The 14,314-nt window shown below is 71.2% G+C and carries 11 protein-coding genes; 6 read left to right on the plus strand and 5 right to left on the minus strand.

The features are described 5' to 3' along the window. The 3 genes from ACY34J_RS04020 to ACY34J_RS04030 all read right to left on the minus strand — a co-directional run. A partial coding sequence (locus ACY34J_RS04020) for an MvdC/MvdD family ATP grasp protein (protein ID WP_462725073.1) occupies nucleotides 1–498 on the minus strand: 498 nt, incomplete at its 3' end. A gap of 11 nt (nucleotides 499–509) precedes the next feature. Then, entirely contained in the window at nucleotides 510–701 is a 192-nt protein-coding gene (tgmA, locus tag ACY34J_RS04025; protein ID WP_462725074.1) for a putative ATP-grasp-modified RiPP, read from the minus strand. Between the two features lie 364 nt (nucleotides 702–1,065). Next, the gene (locus tag ACY34J_RS04030; RefSeq protein WP_462725075.1) at nucleotides 1,066–2,874 is read right to left on the minus strand and encodes a bifunctional metallophosphatase/5'-nucleotidase; all 1,809 of its coding nucleotides are present in this window, start codon (nucleotides 2,872–2,874) and stop codon (nucleotides 1,066–1,068) included. A 171-nt stretch (nucleotides 2,875–3,045) separates the two neighbouring features. Between ACY34J_RS04030 and mshD the strand changes: the two genes are divergently transcribed. From mshD to ACY34J_RS04050, 4 genes are all read left to right on the plus strand, one after another. Then, complete coding sequence (gene mshD, locus ACY34J_RS04035) at nucleotides 3,046–3,984, plus strand: mycothiol synthase (protein ID WP_462725076.1); 939 nt, start codon at nucleotides 3,046–3,048, stop codon at nucleotides 3,982–3,984. 807 nt (nucleotides 3,985–4,791) lie between these two features. Further along, nucleotides 4,792–7,026, plus strand: coding sequence for an RNA degradosome polyphosphate kinase (locus ACY34J_RS04040; RefSeq protein ID WP_462725077.1), 2,235 nt, complete (start codon nucleotides 4,792–4,794; stop codon nucleotides 7,024–7,026). Between the two features lie 223 nt (nucleotides 7,027–7,249). Next, entirely contained in the window at nucleotides 7,250–8,353 is a 1,104-nt protein-coding gene (locus ACY34J_RS04045) for a CHAD domain-containing protein (RefSeq protein WP_462725193.1), read from the plus strand. Further along, the gene (locus ACY34J_RS04050; RefSeq protein WP_462725078.1) at nucleotides 8,350–8,796 is read left to right on the plus strand and encodes an NUDIX hydrolase; all 447 of its coding nucleotides are present in this window, start codon (nucleotides 8,350–8,352) and stop codon (nucleotides 8,794–8,796) included. The genes ACY34J_RS04045 and ACY34J_RS04050 overlap by 4 nt, the downstream gene beginning before the upstream one ends. A 277-nt stretch (nucleotides 8,797–9,073) precedes the next feature. Here the strand turns inward: ACY34J_RS04050 and ACY34J_RS04055 are convergent, their stop codons facing one another. Beyond that, nucleotides 9,074–9,877 carry a class I SAM-dependent methyltransferase gene (locus ACY34J_RS04055; protein WP_462725079.1) on the minus strand — a complete coding sequence of 268 codons (804 nt, stop codon included), beginning with the start codon at nucleotides 9,875–9,877 and terminating at the stop codon, nucleotides 9,074–9,076. Nucleotides 9,878–10,517: 640 nt separating this feature from the next. Here ACY34J_RS04055 and mshA point away from each other — a divergent pair. Beyond that, complete coding sequence (mshA, locus tag ACY34J_RS04060; protein ID WP_462725080.1) at nucleotides 10,518–11,891, plus strand: D-inositol-3-phosphate glycosyltransferase; 1,374 nt, start codon at nucleotides 10,518–10,520, stop codon at nucleotides 11,889–11,891. Between the two features lie 147 nt (nucleotides 11,892–12,038). Further along, the gene (locus ACY34J_RS04065; RefSeq protein ID WP_462725081.1) at nucleotides 12,039–12,545 is read left to right on the plus strand and encodes a type III secretion system chaperone family protein; all 507 of its coding nucleotides are present in this window, start codon (nucleotides 12,039–12,041) and stop codon (nucleotides 12,543–12,545) included. Nucleotides 12,546–13,100: 555 nt separating this feature from the next. On the opposite strand, the gene ACY34J_RS04070 is transcribed toward ACY34J_RS04065, so the two are convergent. Then, on the minus strand, nucleotides 13,101–13,916 hold the full coding sequence (locus ACY34J_RS04070) for a DUF899 domain-containing protein (protein WP_462725082.1): 816 nt from the start codon (nucleotides 13,914–13,916) through the stop codon (nucleotides 13,101–13,103). Nucleotides 13,917–14,314 lie beyond the last annotated feature (398 nt).

A 14,314-nucleotide genomic window follows, 5' to 3' on the forward strand; every position in this document is an offset into this window, starting at 1 on the left:
GTGGGTTCCGGATACGGGTTTCACCACCAGGTCCCGGTACTGTGCGGCGAACTCCCGCGCGACCTGCGGAAAGGTGGTGATCAGCGTGGGGGGTACGGCAAAGCCGCATTGCTGCGCGATACGGAGCTGCCACGGTTTGTGACGGGCCTGCGCGGCGGCGACCGGGTGATTCATCCAGCGCGCCGTTGTGCAGTGCAGTGTTCCGTAAAGGGCCTGTGCGGACTCGGCCGTGAGCCACTCGGATTGATGGGCTGCGTGTGCCGCGGGGCGGCCGGGCCTGCGTATCCATATCGAGCGCAGACTGTTCATGCTCACCACACGGCCGCCGACCGATAAGTGTCCGTGGAAGTCACCTTGGACATATTCCGAGGACAGGGCGACCTCGCCGGGGAGGTCGGCGGGATCCAGGCGTACAACGGGGACACTCACGTCGTACAGCGCGGACACCACCAAGTCCGCCGTCACGTCCTCTGCGCAGGTCAGGACGACCACCGTCATGGCCGGGACCGTCAGTCGTCGAAGTGCGTCTTGGAACCGGCAGTTGAGGTGGTGGTGCCGGCTGCCAGCAGCAGAGCGCGGTCGCTGATCGCCGGGCGCCCGTCGGGCAGGACATTCAATTGCTGTGCGGAGTCGTACGTGTAAGGCACGGTGACGGGCGGGTTCACAGCCGGGCGGGCGTAGTCCAACGCGAACGGTCGCATTACGTCTCCTCCTGCTGCCGGGAGGGGCGACAGCGTCTGGCCATGACCCTCCTTTTCCGCGCGACTTGGGTGCTGTCTCTCCCGGCAGATCGACAACTCCGGCCCGCGACGGACCTCGCGCACATACCAATACGTATCCGTAAACGTAATCGTTTCAGGACTGTATGTAGTTTTTTGGGCGGCTTCTGAATCCACTCTCTCCTATAGAGGGTTGAGGCGTCGAATTGGTTTCCTTTGACGATGTGGCACGCCACATACCGACGCGCAACGCCCTGGTGCACGGGCCCTGACATGCGTGAAGCGGTGCGTTGAACGCACCGCTTCACACTCGGCGACTCCCGGCCGACGGCCAGGAGCCCAGCTCCTACTTCACAACGATGATGCGGTCCGCCTTCGGCGGCGCGAGAGGCGCGGACGCTGACGAGTGCGCCCCCAGGTAGGCGTTGAGCGCCTCCAGGTCGGAGGCGCCGACCAGCTTGTTCGTGCCCTCCTTGAACACCGCGAAGCCGTCGCCGCCGCCCGCCAGGAACTCGTTCATCGCGACGCGGTAGGTCTTCGACGGGTCGATGGCCTCGCCGTTCAGCTTCACCGAGTCGGTGAGGATGCGGCTCGCGCCCGACTTCGTCAGATCCAGGGTGTAGGTGAAGCCCTCCGACACCTGGAGGACCTTCGGAGATGCCTCGTTGGCACCGCTGACCTGCTGCTGCAGCGCGGTGATCAGCTGGGCGCCCGTGAGGTCGATCGTCGTCATCATGTTGGTGAACGGCTGCACGGTGAAGGCCTCCCCGTACGTCACCACGCCGTCGCCCTCGCTGCCCGACGCCTTGTGGACCAAGTCGGAACGGATGCCGCCGGGGTTCATGAGCGCCAGCTGCGCGCCGCCCTTGTCGGCCGGTGCCATGGCCTCGAGCTGCGCGTCGCTGATGACGTCACCGAGCGGCGACTCGTACGTCCCCGCGCCGCGGCCGGGGATGTCGGCGGAGATGTAGCCCACGGACCGGTTCGCGACCGGCGCGGCGAGCTTGTTCCAGCGCTGGATCAGGGACGTCATGTCGGCGGCCTTGGGCTGGTCCCGGCGCACGACGTGGTTGGCCGACTTCACACTCGTACGGACGATGTCGCCGGTGGCGCGGTCGTAGGTGAGCGTGGTGTCCGTGTAGAGCTTCCCGTACGAGGCCGCCGAGGTGACCATGCGCGGCCTGCCGGACGGGTCCGGGACGGTGCACACATACGCCTGGTGAGTGTGGCCGGTCACCAGCGCGTCGACCTTCGGCGTGATGCCCTTGGCGATGTCCACGATGGGGCCGGAGATGCCGTCGCCGGCGCCTGGGCTGTCGCAGTTGTAGTTGTAGGCCTGGCTCGCCGGAGCGCCGCCCTCGTGGATCAGCGCGACGATCGACTTCACGCCCTGCCGGTCCAGCGCCCTGGCGTACTTGTTGACGGTCTCGATTTCGTCGTGGAACTTCAGGCCCTTGACGCCCTCGGCGCTGACGATGTTCGGGGTGCCCTCCAGGGTCACGCCGATGAAGCCGATCTTCACCCCGTTGTGCTTCCACACGTAGTAGGGCTTGAGGATCGGCTTGTCCGTCTTCTCGTCCGTCACATTTGCGGCGAGATACGGAAAGTCGGCGCCCTCGAAGACCTTGCCGTCCTCGTAGCAGCCGTCCTTGGGGTGGCAGCCGCCGTTCTGCATCCGGGCCAGCTCCGCGCGGCCCTCGTCGAACTCGTGGTTGCCGACGCCGGTGACGTCCAGGTCGAGCTTGTTGAGCGCCTCGATGGTCGGCTCGTCGTGGAACAGGCCCGACAGCAGGGGGCTCGCGCCGATCATGTCCCCGGCCGCGGCGGTCACGCTGTACGGGTGGCCCTGGCGGGCCGTGCGCAGCGAAGTCGCCAGGTATTCGACGCCGCCCGCGTCGATCTTCTCCGTGCTGCCGTCCGGGTGCCGTTCGGTCACCTGGCCGGAGGAGCCGGCCGGGGGCTCCAGGTTGCCGTGGAAGTCGTTGAACGACAGCAGCTGGACGTCGACCGTGCGTCCGCCCCCGGTGCCGTATCCGGTGGTGGTTTCGGCGCCGGCCGGGATCGCGGCGGAGAGCACACCGGCGGCGGCCGCGAGGACCGCCGCGCCGACGGCCAACCGGCGGGCGACGCGGCGGCGTTGAGGAGTGACGGGCATGAATTCCCCTTCATGGACAGTTCGGGCGGAGGGCAGCCTACGGTCAACGCGCGTAGCATGTCAGGAGCATGGAGGTAACCGTCGCGTTGCGGGCAGGTGCGACATGTCGCGGAAGGGCGGAGAGGGTGCCGTCGTACTTCCGGAGCCATTCGCTGGTCGTAGGCTCGCCTCATGAGCGACGTGGTGGACGGGACGGGTGCTGTGCGCAGGATCGAGGTTCTCGACGAGGTGCCACCTCAGGTGGCGCAGGAGGTGTCGGCGCTGCTCGAGGCCGCCGCCCGCGTCGACGGTCAGCAGGCCGTGTCCGAGCAGGGGCGGCTGCAGCTGCGCGGCGGCCGCCGGGAAGGCGTACGGCATCTGCTGCTGCACGAGGCCGACGGCGCCGGCGGCGAGGAACTCGTCGGATACGCGCAGCTGGAGGAGACGGACCCGGTGGAGGCGCCGGCCGCTGAGCTGGTTGTGCACCCGGGCCACCGGGGGCGCGGACACGGGCGGGCGCTGGGCAGTGCGCTGCTGGGCGCGTCCGGCAAGCGGCTGCGGCTGTGGGCGCACGGCGGGCATCCGTCGGCGCGGCACCTGGCGCAGGTGCTGGGGATGACGCTGTTCCGTGAGCTGCGGCAGATGCGGCGGTCGCTGGGCGACCTGAAGCTGGCCGAGCCGGTGCTGCCGGAGGGCGTGACCGTACGGACCTTCGTACCCGGGCGGGACGACGCGGCCTGGCTGGCGGTCAACGCGGCCGCCTTCGCCCACCACCCCGAGCAGGGCTCACTGACCCAACGGGACCTCGATGACCGCAAGGCGCAGCCGTGGTTCGATCCGCAGGGCTTCTTCCTGGCGATCAAGGACGACCGGATCGTCGGGTTCCACTGGACGAAGGTGCATGCAGAGGAGCGGCTGGGCGAGGTGTACGTCCTGGGCATCGATCCGAGCGCCCAGGGCACCGGCCTCGGCAAGGCGCTCACCGCGGTCGGCCTGCGGCACCTGGCGGCGCAGGGGGTGCCGACGGCGATGCTGTACGTCGATGCGGACAACGTTCCGGCCGTAAAGGTTTACGAAGGGCTCGGCTTCGTCACGTACGAGACGGACCTGATGTACCGCACGGAGACGTGAGCCTCCAGCGCCGAAGGCGCAGAGCAGCGCTGGTTCGCGGGGCGCGCCTGACCAAGGTGGGCCCCGGGGTGCCCGGGGATGCGGGCAGGACCGTGCGCGGTGGCGCGGAGTGGCCGCCTGGCCATGAGGCCCGCCTGTGGCGTGGGCACTGGTCGACGGGGGCGGGGCGCTGAGGTCCGCTTGCCGCGTGGGCACTGGTCGGCCGGGCGGGGCGCTGAGGTCCGCTTGCCGCGTGGGCACTGGTCGACGGGGCGGGGCGCTGAGGTCCGCTTGCCGCGTGGGCACCCAACGGGAGGCGACGGGGTCGTAGGGCTGGGTCCTGGACGTAAAAGGGGGTCCTGGACGTAAAAGTGTGTCCAGGGCCGCCAGGCCCGAGGGCGCGCAGTCCAGGACCCCCACCCCGGAGGCCCCGGCGCCGGCACCAGCTTGTCGGGGGCATGAATGCCCGGTTCCGGGGCAGGTACCGGACACGGCGGCGCAGCGCGGGTCTTTTAAGGTGGCGCGCGGCGCACGGCCGCCACGCTGGCGAGAACCACACGCGGCGCGGAGCAGCCACCCAGGCGCAGGAACCCCCACGCCGGCCCGGAGCAGCAGCCCAGGCGCAGGAACCCTGGCGCAGAGCGGCCACCCTGGCGAAGGGACCCGCTTGCCTGTCCGCCATGTTCCCGTTACCGATGATTCAATCGCGCTTGCGAGCATCGCTGAATGCAGCCAGCTGTGCCTCACGGCTCCATCAGACGGCTCCGCACCGTCCGTCCCCCTCGTCCCGACGCGCCCGAGGGCCTCGGAACGCGGAAGAATATGGACATGAACGAGTCCAGCGTCCCGGCACCGGTCCAGCACACGCAGCCGCAGCCTTCGGTCGGCTCCATCGCCGCGCACCGCCCCCACACGGTGGTCCAGGCCGTCTCCGACCTGGACCCGGACCTCGACGCCGATGTGGATGCGTACGAGGACGACAGCGATGCGGGCGAGCTGCCCCAGGGCCGCTTCCTGGATCGCGAGCGCAGCTGGCTGGCGTTCAACGAGCGGGTACTGGAGCTGGCGGAGGACCCGGCCACCCCGCTCCTGGAGCGCGCCAACTTCCTCGCGATCTTCGCCAGCAATCTCGACGAGTTCTTCATGGTCCGGGTGGCCGGCCTCAAGCGCCGCATCGCCACCGGCGTCGCCACCCGCTCCGCCTCGGGCCTGCAGCCCCGTGAGGTCCTGGACCTGATCTGGAACCGGTCCCGCGAGCTCATGGCCCGGCACGCCGCCTGCTTCCAGCAGGACGTCCTCCCCGAGCTCGCCGACCAGGGCATTCACCTCGTCCGCTGGCCCGACCTCACCGAGAAGGAACAGGCCCGCCTGTTCACTCTCTTCCGGCAGCAGATCTTCCCGGTCCTCACCCCGCTCGCGGTGGACCCGGCGCACCCCTTCCCGTACATCTCGGGGCTCTCGCTGAACCTCGCGGTCGTCGTACGGAACCCCGTGAGCGGCCACCGGCACTTCGCGCGGGTCAAGGTGCCGCCCCTGCTGTCCCGCTTCCTCGAGGCCTCGCCGCAGCGGTACGTCCCCGTGGAGGACGTGATCGCGGCGCATCTGGAGGAGCTGTTCCCGGGCATGGAGGTCCTCGCTCACCACACCTTCCGGGTCACCCGCAACGAGGACCTGGAGGTCGAGGAGGACGACGCCGAGAACCTGCTCCAGGCCATGGAGAAGGAGCTGATGCGGCGCCGGTTCGGCCCGCCGGTCCGGCTGGAGGTCGAGGAGTCCATCGACCCGTATGTGCTGGACCTGCTGGTCCGCGAGCTGAAGATCTCCGAAGCCGAGGTGTACCCGCTGCCCGGGCCGCTCGATCTGACCGGGCTGTTCGGCATAGCGGCGCTGGACCGGCCCGAGCTGAAGTACGAGAAGTTCGTGGCCGGCACGCACCGTGATCTGGCGGAGGTGGAGTCGGCCAACCCGCCGGACATCTTCGCCGCCCTGCGCGAGCGGGACGTCATGCTGCACCACCCGTACGACTCCTTCTCCACCTCCGTCCAGGCCTTCCTGGAGCAGGCCGCGGCCGACCCGGACGTCCTGGCGATCAAGCAGACGCTCTACCGGACCTCCGGAAAGTCCCCGATCGTCGACGCCCTGATAGACGCGGCCGAAGCCGGCAAGCAGGTGCTGGTGCTGGTCGAGATCAAGGCGCGCTTCGACGAGCAGGCCAACATCAAGTGGGCGCGGAAGCTGGAGGAGGCCGGCTGCCACGTCGTCTACGGGCTCGTCGGCCTGAAGACGCACTGCAAGCTGTCGCTGGTGGTGCGGCAGGAGGGCGACACCCTGCGCCGGTACTCGCACGTGGGCACCGGCAACTACCACCCGAAGACGGCGCGGCTGTACGAGGACCTGGGGCTGCTGACGGCGGACCAGCAGGTCGGCGCGGATCTGTCGGACCTGTTCAACCGGCTCTCGGGCTACTCGCGGCGCGAGACGTACCGGCGGCTGCTCGTAGCGCCCAAGTCGCTGCGCGACGGCCTGGTCCAGCGGATCAACAAGGAGGCCGCGAACCAGCGGGCCGGGCGCCCCGCGTACATCCGGATCAAGGTCAACTCGATGGTCGACGAGGCGGTCATCGACGCCCTCTACCGGGCATCGCAGGCGGGCGTACCGGTGGACATCTGGGTGCGCGGCATCTGCGCGCTGCGCCCGGGCGTGCCGGGGCTGTCGGAGAACATCCGGGTGCGCAGCATCCTGGGGCGGTTCCTGGAGCACTCGCGGATCTTCGCCTTCGGCAACGGCGGCGAGCCGGAGGTGTGGATCGGCAGCGCCGACATGATGCACCGCAACCTGGACCGGCGGATCGAGGCCCTGGTCCGGGTGACGGACCCGGCCCACCGGGCCTCGTTGAACCGGCTGTTGGAGACCGGCATGTCGGACGACACCGCCTCCTGGCACCTCGGCCCGGACGGCAACTGGACACGGCACGCGACCGACGCGGACGGACGCCCGCTGCGGAACGTGCAGGAGATGCTCATTGACGCCCGGAGGCGCAAGCGTGGCCCAGCGACACCATGACCCCGCGGATGGCTTCGGGGACGGTGGTGGCACCCGTACGGCCACCGGCCCTGACCCCACCCGTGAGGGTGCGGCGCTGACCGCTGAGGTTCCCCACGCCGACGGGGTCACCGTTGGCCCAGGAGGCACTCCCGGCACGGGACTGGCGGAAGCCGAAGGATCCGGCGGCAGCCAGGGAAGCTGCGCTGAGCACCCCGTACCCGGCGGGAGCACCGCCGGCGAGGTGCTGGCCGGGTATCTGCACCAGCAGGCCGCCGAGTTCCTGCGCAGCCTGCGGCTGCACCGCGAGAGCGGCGTGGACGCGGAGGAGGCCGTCGAGGCGGCCCGGCAGATGCGGCGTTCGGCGCGGCGCATCAGCGGCGCGCTGCAGACCTTCCGGCCGCTGACCGACGCGGAGTGGGCGGACCCGCTGCGCGCGGAGCTGGGCTGGCTGACGGGCATGCTCGGCCGCGAGCACGCGTGCGCGGCACGGCTCGCGCGGCTCCGGGGGGCCCTGCACCGGCTCTCGGGCGCCGATGCGGTTCCTCTCGGGACCGATGGGCGCTTCGATGCCGGCGCTGGGAACGCCGCGGTGGAAGGCGTAGCCGAGCCCTCCGCATCCTCCGAGGGGAAGCCGGGCCAGGCCGCGACGCGCGGCGCCGGAGCGGAGGCCCCCACCGCCGCGCTCACAGTCGGCGCCGCCCGCGCCGGGGCCCTGCTGGAGCGGCAGCTCACCCTGGCCCGGAGCCGCGCGCACTCCGCCGCACTGCAAGCACTCGGCTCGTCCCGCTTCCACGCGGTCGCGGACGCCGTCGCCGTCCTGGCCTCGGAAGTGCCGCTCAGCTCCTCGGCGGCCGAGCGGTCCGCCGACGAAGCGCTGCCGCCCCTCGTCGACCATGTCCACCAGCGGCTCATCGAAGCCGTCGACGCGCTGCCCCTGGGGCGTGCGGGACACCCGTACAACGCCGACGCGTTGGTCCATGGTCTCGCCGCCACCGAGACGGCCGACTCCCCGCCCGCGAGCGATCAGCAGGACGCTCCGTGGCACCAGGTGCGGCAGCTGCTGCGGCTGCGCCGGTACGCCCAGGAGGTCCTGGACGCACAGGGGCCTGCCCAGCGCGCCGATGGGCTGGCCGTACGGCTCTACAGCGTGGCGCAGGCCCTGGAACGGCACCGGGACGCCGCCGAGGCCGCTGCCGCGGCCGCCGCCGCGGCCCGTACCCCGCGCATCGCCCCCGCCACGGCGTATGCCCTCGGCGTGCTGCACGCCGATCAGCGGCACGAGGTGGAAGCGGCACGATTCGCCTTCAACCGGCTCTGGAAGCGATGGGCGGTGACGGCCTCATGACGGAGCCGGGCATCCAGGCGGCAGGCTGCGTGCTGTGGCGGCGGGCCGCGGACCCTGCTGCCCGGAGCGAGGGCGAGGCGCCGGGCGCGGGTATCGAGATCGCGCTGGTGCACCGTCCGAAATACGACGACTGGTCGCATCCCAAGGGCAAGTTGAAGCGGGGTGAGGACCCTCTGGCGGGCGCCGTGCGCGAGGTGCGGGAGGAGACGGGCATGGAGTGCGTGCCGGGCCCGCAACTGCCCACCGTGCACTACTTGGTGAACGGCCGGCGCAAGCAGGTCATGTACTGGGCGGCGGAGGCCCTGCCGGGCGGAAGGTTCGTCCCCAACCAGGAAGTGGACCAGGTCGCCTGGCTGCCCCCGGACGCTGCCCGCCGGCGGCTCACCTATGACCACGACCGCTTCCTGGTCGATGCCCTGCTCGCCGCTCTGCACCTGACCTGAAGCCCGCCTCGAAGCGCCCGATGGGATCAACGTCCTTTATCGCCAGTGCAGTTGGGGTGATGGAGTCGGCAGCCTTGTCACTCGTCTCAACTCCTGTGACCGCGGGTTGTCAGCGATCTGGTGGACATGCCGGAGGCCACGGCAGCGTTCCGGTTTCCGTACGAAATCCCTGGCCGGCCGCCGCTGTTCGAGACGGAGGCGAGGCGCTCCGCTGAGGCGGGGGGCGCGGGCGCGGATGGAAGGCGGCGGCAAGGCCCGGCTCTGATACGGGCGGCCCTCAGTCGCGGGGGGCCAGCGCGCTCCAGCGGACGGTGACCTCGCCCTGCCGCCAGCGGCCCGGCCCGTCCACGATCGGCCAGTCCACGCTGAGGTCGCGTAGGGACCGCATCCAGCGCTGGCGGGCGCCAAGTGCGGCGAACGGCGCGGCCGCGGCCCAGGCGCGGTCGAAGTCGCGCAGGAAGGCGTGCACGGGCTCGCCCGGGACGTTGCGGTGGATCAGTGCCTTGGGGAGGCGTTCGGCCAGGTCGGACGGCTGCTGCAGGGATCCCAGCCGGGTGGCGAAGGTGACGGTGCGCGCCCCCTCCGGGCCGAGTGAGACCCAGACGTGGCGGCGGCCTATCTCGTCGCATGTGCCCTCGACGAGCAGCCCGCCCGGGGCCAGACGGGCGCACAGCCGCTCCCATACGGCGCGTACCTGGGTCTCGTCGTACTGGCGGAGAACGTTGGCGGCCCGGATGAGGACCGGGCGGTGCCCGCCGGGCAGCGGCACCTCGAAGCCGCCGTGGGCGAAGGCGAGCCCCTCGCATTCGTACGGGCGGGCCGCCTCGACCCGGGCCGGGTCGATCTCGATCCCCACGACCCGGACACCGGGCCGTACGGCGCGCAGGCGGCGCAGCAGCTCGACCGCGGTCCAGGGGGCGGCGCCGTAGCCGAGGTCGACGGCGATGGGCTCGCCGGCCCGGCGCAGGGCCGGGCCGTGCGCGGCAGTGATCCACCGGTCCATGCGGCGCAGGCGATTCGGATGCGTGGTCCCGCGGGTCACCGTCCCTACGGGCCGGGCGGAGGACACGCGGGCGGCCATGCGCTCGACGATACGGCCTCCCGCCGGGTCATCACCCCACTGCCCGCAGCCCCGGGCCAACCCCAGCCCGGACGGGCCTCGAACCGCTCCGGCCCACGCGCCTCCACGCGTCTCCGCTCCAGCCCCACGCGCCTCCGGCGGGTTCCCTCTCACCTGAGCGCCTGCGGCTTTTTCCTGCCCACCCGCCCCGTTAAAAGGGGCAAGCTCCTAAAAGGGGCAGGCTCCGTTCCCACCCTCGACCGAGGTGATCTGGGCTAGCGCCCGGCGCCACTGCGCTGCGCTCGCCCGCGCAGGTCCCGTCCGCCGCCCGGGCGCACCAGCGGGTGCCTGGGCTCGGGACTCGCTGGTCCCGACATCGGCGGGCAAAATCCGGCGCGGAGCACCAGGCCGGCTGCGCGCCGCTTGCGCGCGTCAATGGGGCGGGTGGGCGGGAAATCGCAGCGCAGAGGGCCGGGGAAGGGCGCGCCGCAGGCGCAGAGGGCCCGGGCTGCGGCGGGCGGCCGCGGCTTGGGCGCGGAGCGGCCGCGCCGGCGAGGCGACCGTCACGGTTTGGCAAAGCGGAAATGAGCCGCCACCCCCCCTGGTTACAGGGATCGGAGGGGTAGAACGCCCCTCCGACCCGCCAAGGAGGTCCCGCGAGGTGAGCAAGTACGTGTCCCGGCTCGGAGGGCTCCGTGGCCGTACCCACGGCACACTCGTCGGCCCGCCCCGGCTCCGGCTCCCCGGCGCCTACCGCCGCCCCCGCCGTATCGCCATGCTCAGCGTGCACACATCACCGCTGCACCAGCCCGGCACCGGCGACGCGGGCGGGATGAACGTCTACATCGTCGAGCTCGCCAAGCGCCTCGCCGCCCTGGGCATCGAGGTCGAGATCTTCACCCGGGCCACCGCAGCCGCCCTCCCAGCCGCCGTCGAGCTCGCGCCCGGCGTACTCGTACGGCACGTGGACGCCGGCCCGTACGAGGGCCTGGCCAAGGAGGAGCTGCCCGCCCAACTGTGCGCCTTCACGCACGGCGTGATGCAGACGTGGGCGCGCCACCGGCCCGGCTACTACGACCTGGTGCACTCCCACTACTGGCTCTCCGGCCACGTCGGCTGGCTCGCCGCCCAGCGCTGGGGCGTCCCGCTCGTGCACGCCATGCACACCATGGCCAAGGTCAAGAACGCCTCCTTGGCCGCGGGCGACACGCCCGAGCCCGCGGCCCGCGTGATCGGCGAGACGCAGGTCGTACGGGCGGCCGACCGGCTCATCGCGAACACCGACATGGAGGCGGACGAGCTCATACGCCACTACGAGGCCGACCCCGCCAAGGTCGCCGTCGTCCACCCCGGCGTGAACCTGGACCGCTTCCGGCCCGACGCGTCCGGCATCGAGGCCGGCCGCGCCGCCGCCCGCGCCCGCCTCGGACTGCCGCAGGACGCGCTGATACCACTCTTCGCCGGCCGGATACAGCCGCTGAAGGCACCGGACGTCCTTCTGCGCGCGGTGGCCCGGCTGCTGGACGAGCAGCCGGCGCTGCGCGAGCGGATCGTCGTCCCGGTCGTCGGCGGGCCGAGCGGCAGCGGCCTCGCCAAGCCGGAGGGGCTGCAGAAGCTCGCGGCCCTGCTCGGCATCTCCGATGTGGTGCTCTTCCGGCCGCCGGTCGGACAGGCCCAGCTCGCCGACTGGTACCGGGCGGCGTCCGTACTGGTCATGCCGTCTTACAGCGAGTCGTTCGGCCTGGTGGCCATCGAGGCGCAGGCCTGCGGCACGCCCGTGATCGCCGCCCGGGTCGGCGGCCTGCCGGTGGCCGTACGAGACGGGGTGAGCGGTGTGCTGGTGGCGGGCCACGAGCCCGCCGACTACGCACGGGCGCTGCGCGGCTTCGCCGACGACCCGCAGCTCTCCGCCCGGATGGGCGCGGCGGCGGCCCGGCACGCCCAGTCCTTCGGCTGGGGCGCGGTCGCCTCGGCGACCGCGGATGTGTACACGGCGGCGCTGCACGAGCGCCGTCGTCACAGCACGCTGCTATGATCCGCCCCACTGGGCGGATCCAGTACCCGCCCCCGCCGCAGGGCCTGTGGTGGCCGGACATGAGGCTCCGCCGAGTGTCAAACCCTCCGGCGCGAGCCGGGAGGGAATCTCCCTCAGACACGGGGGAGAGGAGGTCAAGCTCGCTGTATGGCTGAACAAGCTGTGTGCAAGACGGTCGAGCAGACGCTCAGGGACGCCGGGCTCGAATGGGAAAGTCGTGAGCCCGGCACCTACGTCGTCACGCTGCCCGGCACCCGCAAGCTGTCGACGACCTGCTCGCTGAAGGTCGGCAAGCACGCCCTCTCCGTCAACGCCTTCGTCGTCCGGCGCCCGGACGAGAACCACGAGGCGGTGCACCGCTGGCTGCTGGAGCGCAACGCCCGGCTGTACGGCGTCAGTTACGCGATCGACAGCCTGGGAGACGTCTATCTGGTCGGCAAGCTGCCGCTGGCCGCCGTCACACCGGAGGAGCTGGACCGGCTGCTCGGCACGGTCCTGGAGAACGCGGACGGCAGCTTCAACACGCTTCTGGAGATGGGCTTCGCGACCGCGATCCGCCGGGAGTACGAGTGGCGCACTTCGCGCGGCGAGTCGACTCGCAACCTGGAGGCGTTCGCCCACCTGACGGGGGCGAGCAAGCCGACCAAGCCGTAACCGCGTACAAGCCGACATCCGCACCGGTACCCGGCACGGGCACCCCTGGTGCCGTGTCCCGTGTCACCCTGATCCGCGAGTCCGGTCAGATCCCGACTTTCGCGATGCCCACATTGGTTGGGCCGAACTGTGTCGCGTAGTCGAGACGGTCTGTACCGATCCTTGCTGCCGCAGCACTCGCCATGTTGAGCAAATCCGGACCGTGTCCTGATGCTCCGGACGCACAGCGGCTGTCGCTGCACGAAGCAGGAGGACTCCCCAGAGCGCCAGTTCGATGGGCTGTGAGCAGAAGCGGGTTCGATGCACTCGGCGGTGGTCATCGCGACACGTTCGGCATCGGCCAGTCGCCCCTGCTTTGTGAAGATCCAGGCGAGGCTGGAGATCCCGACTGTCCGCAAGTAAGGGCCGTCGCCTTTGCCGGCCGCCTCCATGGACCGCTCAAGAGCGGTGAATCCGGCGTCCTCTAACCGGCCGAGCGCGCGGACGGGCGTTCGCATCGTCCGGGGGTTCCGCCCGGCACCCAACACCTTTGCCGACGCCGTCGACGAAGGCGCGTCAGTGGTGGTGGCCGTGCCGGCCGAGGGTCTCCACGGGGGTCGCGCCGGGGCGGGTCCACTGCGGCACGGGGCGGCTGGTCGGGCCCCAGGTGGCGTTCCCGTCGGCGTCCGTGCGCCAGTACCAGCAGATCGGCGAGCCATGCCCACCGACCGGCGAGTCGGCCTGAGGGGCCTCGGGCCAGCCCTCGGGGTTGTCCTCCCACGCCTCGCGGCGGCCGTAGGGCGTCATGTCGAGCAGGCCGAGGGACCCGTTGACCGGCTCGTTGCCACGGCCGGTCGTGGAGTAGGTGAGGAACACGCGGTCGCCGTGGCGCAGGAAGCAGGTGATGTAACCCATTTCTCCGCCGACCGGTTCCTCCACGTCGCGCACCGAGTACCAGGGCTGGGTGTAGCCCATGAAGTCGACGTAGGAGGCCACCTCGTCCCACCGGCCCGTCGTCAGGATGGCGAACGAGACGCCGCGGGCGTTGAGGTAGACAGCGTCCTTCAGGTGCCAGGCCGTGGTGGTGCAGCCCTCGCACTGCCCCTGGTGCGGCGCGCCGTCGTACCACATGTGCTTGTAGACCACGAGCTCGTCGCGGCCCTGGAACAGGTCCAGGAACGGGACCGGGCCGTCGGGTCCGACGACCTCGACCGTCCCGTCGAGCTCCACCATCGGCAGCCGGCGGCGGGCCGCGGCGATGGCGTCGCCCTCGCGGGTGTGGGCCTTCTCGCGGACCAGGAGCTCATCACGGGCGGCCTGCCAGGTGGCCAGGCCGACCACGGGCGGGCGCCCGGGCAGCGCGGTGGTCGGATCGTCCGGCGTGGGCGTCATGGTCTCCTCCGTGGTGCCTCGTGCCGGGCAGCGTCGTACGACCTCCTACGACACCAGATTAGACGCGCGACCCGGCCGAAACTCATCGCGGCGGGGCCCTCGGCCGAGCCGACACCGACCACGTCGGGCTGACAAGTTCACAGACGCGCTCTGAGACTGGCGATGGACATGGGGTCCCTCCCAGGCCAAGCTCTGGGGGGAAGATCCCCCGATGATGTAAGCGGCGCTTGTGGCGAGCGCAGATGCGGCACCGGCGCGGCGACCTGGGCCGTGGCCGCGACCTGGGAGGGCCCCGAGCGCCGGACGACGGTCCTGGACTGGGCCGAGCCCGCACTCGCGCTGCTCGCGGCGAGGCACCACTGGTTTTCAGAGGACGGGCCCGGTCCCGGCACGTGGAC

This window comes from Streptomyces sp. HSS9-12 (assembly GCF_054963655.1).

Excerpts from the sequence above, each read along its gene's own strand:
- mshD (WP_462725076.1), top strand. The coding sequence starts at position 3,046 with ATGAGCGACGTGGTGGACGGGACGGGTGCTGTGCGCAGGATCGAGGTT.
- tgmA (WP_462725074.1), bottom strand. The coding sequence starts at position 701 with ATGCGACCGTTCGCGTTGGACTACGCCCGCCCGGCTGTGAACCCGCCC.
- ACY34J_RS04055 (WP_462725079.1), bottom strand. The coding sequence starts at position 9,877 with ATGGCCGCCCGCGTGTCCTCCGCCCGGCCCGTAGGGACGGTGACCCGC.
- ACY34J_RS04070 (WP_462725082.1), bottom strand. The coding sequence starts at position 13,916 with ATGACGCCCACGCCGGACGATCCGACCACCGCGCTGCCCGGGCGCCCG.
- ACY34J_RS04040 (WP_462725077.1), top strand. The coding sequence starts at position 4,792 with ATGAACGAGTCCAGCGTCCCGGCACCGGTCCAGCACACGCAGCCGCAG.
- ACY34J_RS04065 (WP_462725081.1), top strand. The coding sequence starts at position 12,039 with ATGGCTGAACAAGCTGTGTGCAAGACGGTCGAGCAGACGCTCAGGGAC.
- ACY34J_RS04030 (WP_462725075.1), bottom strand. The coding sequence starts at position 2,874 with ATGCCCGTCACTCCTCAACGCCGCCGCGTCGCCCGCCGGTTGGCCGTC.
- ACY34J_RS04050 (WP_462725078.1), top strand. The coding sequence starts at position 8,350 with ATGACGGAGCCGGGCATCCAGGCGGCAGGCTGCGTGCTGTGGCGGCGG.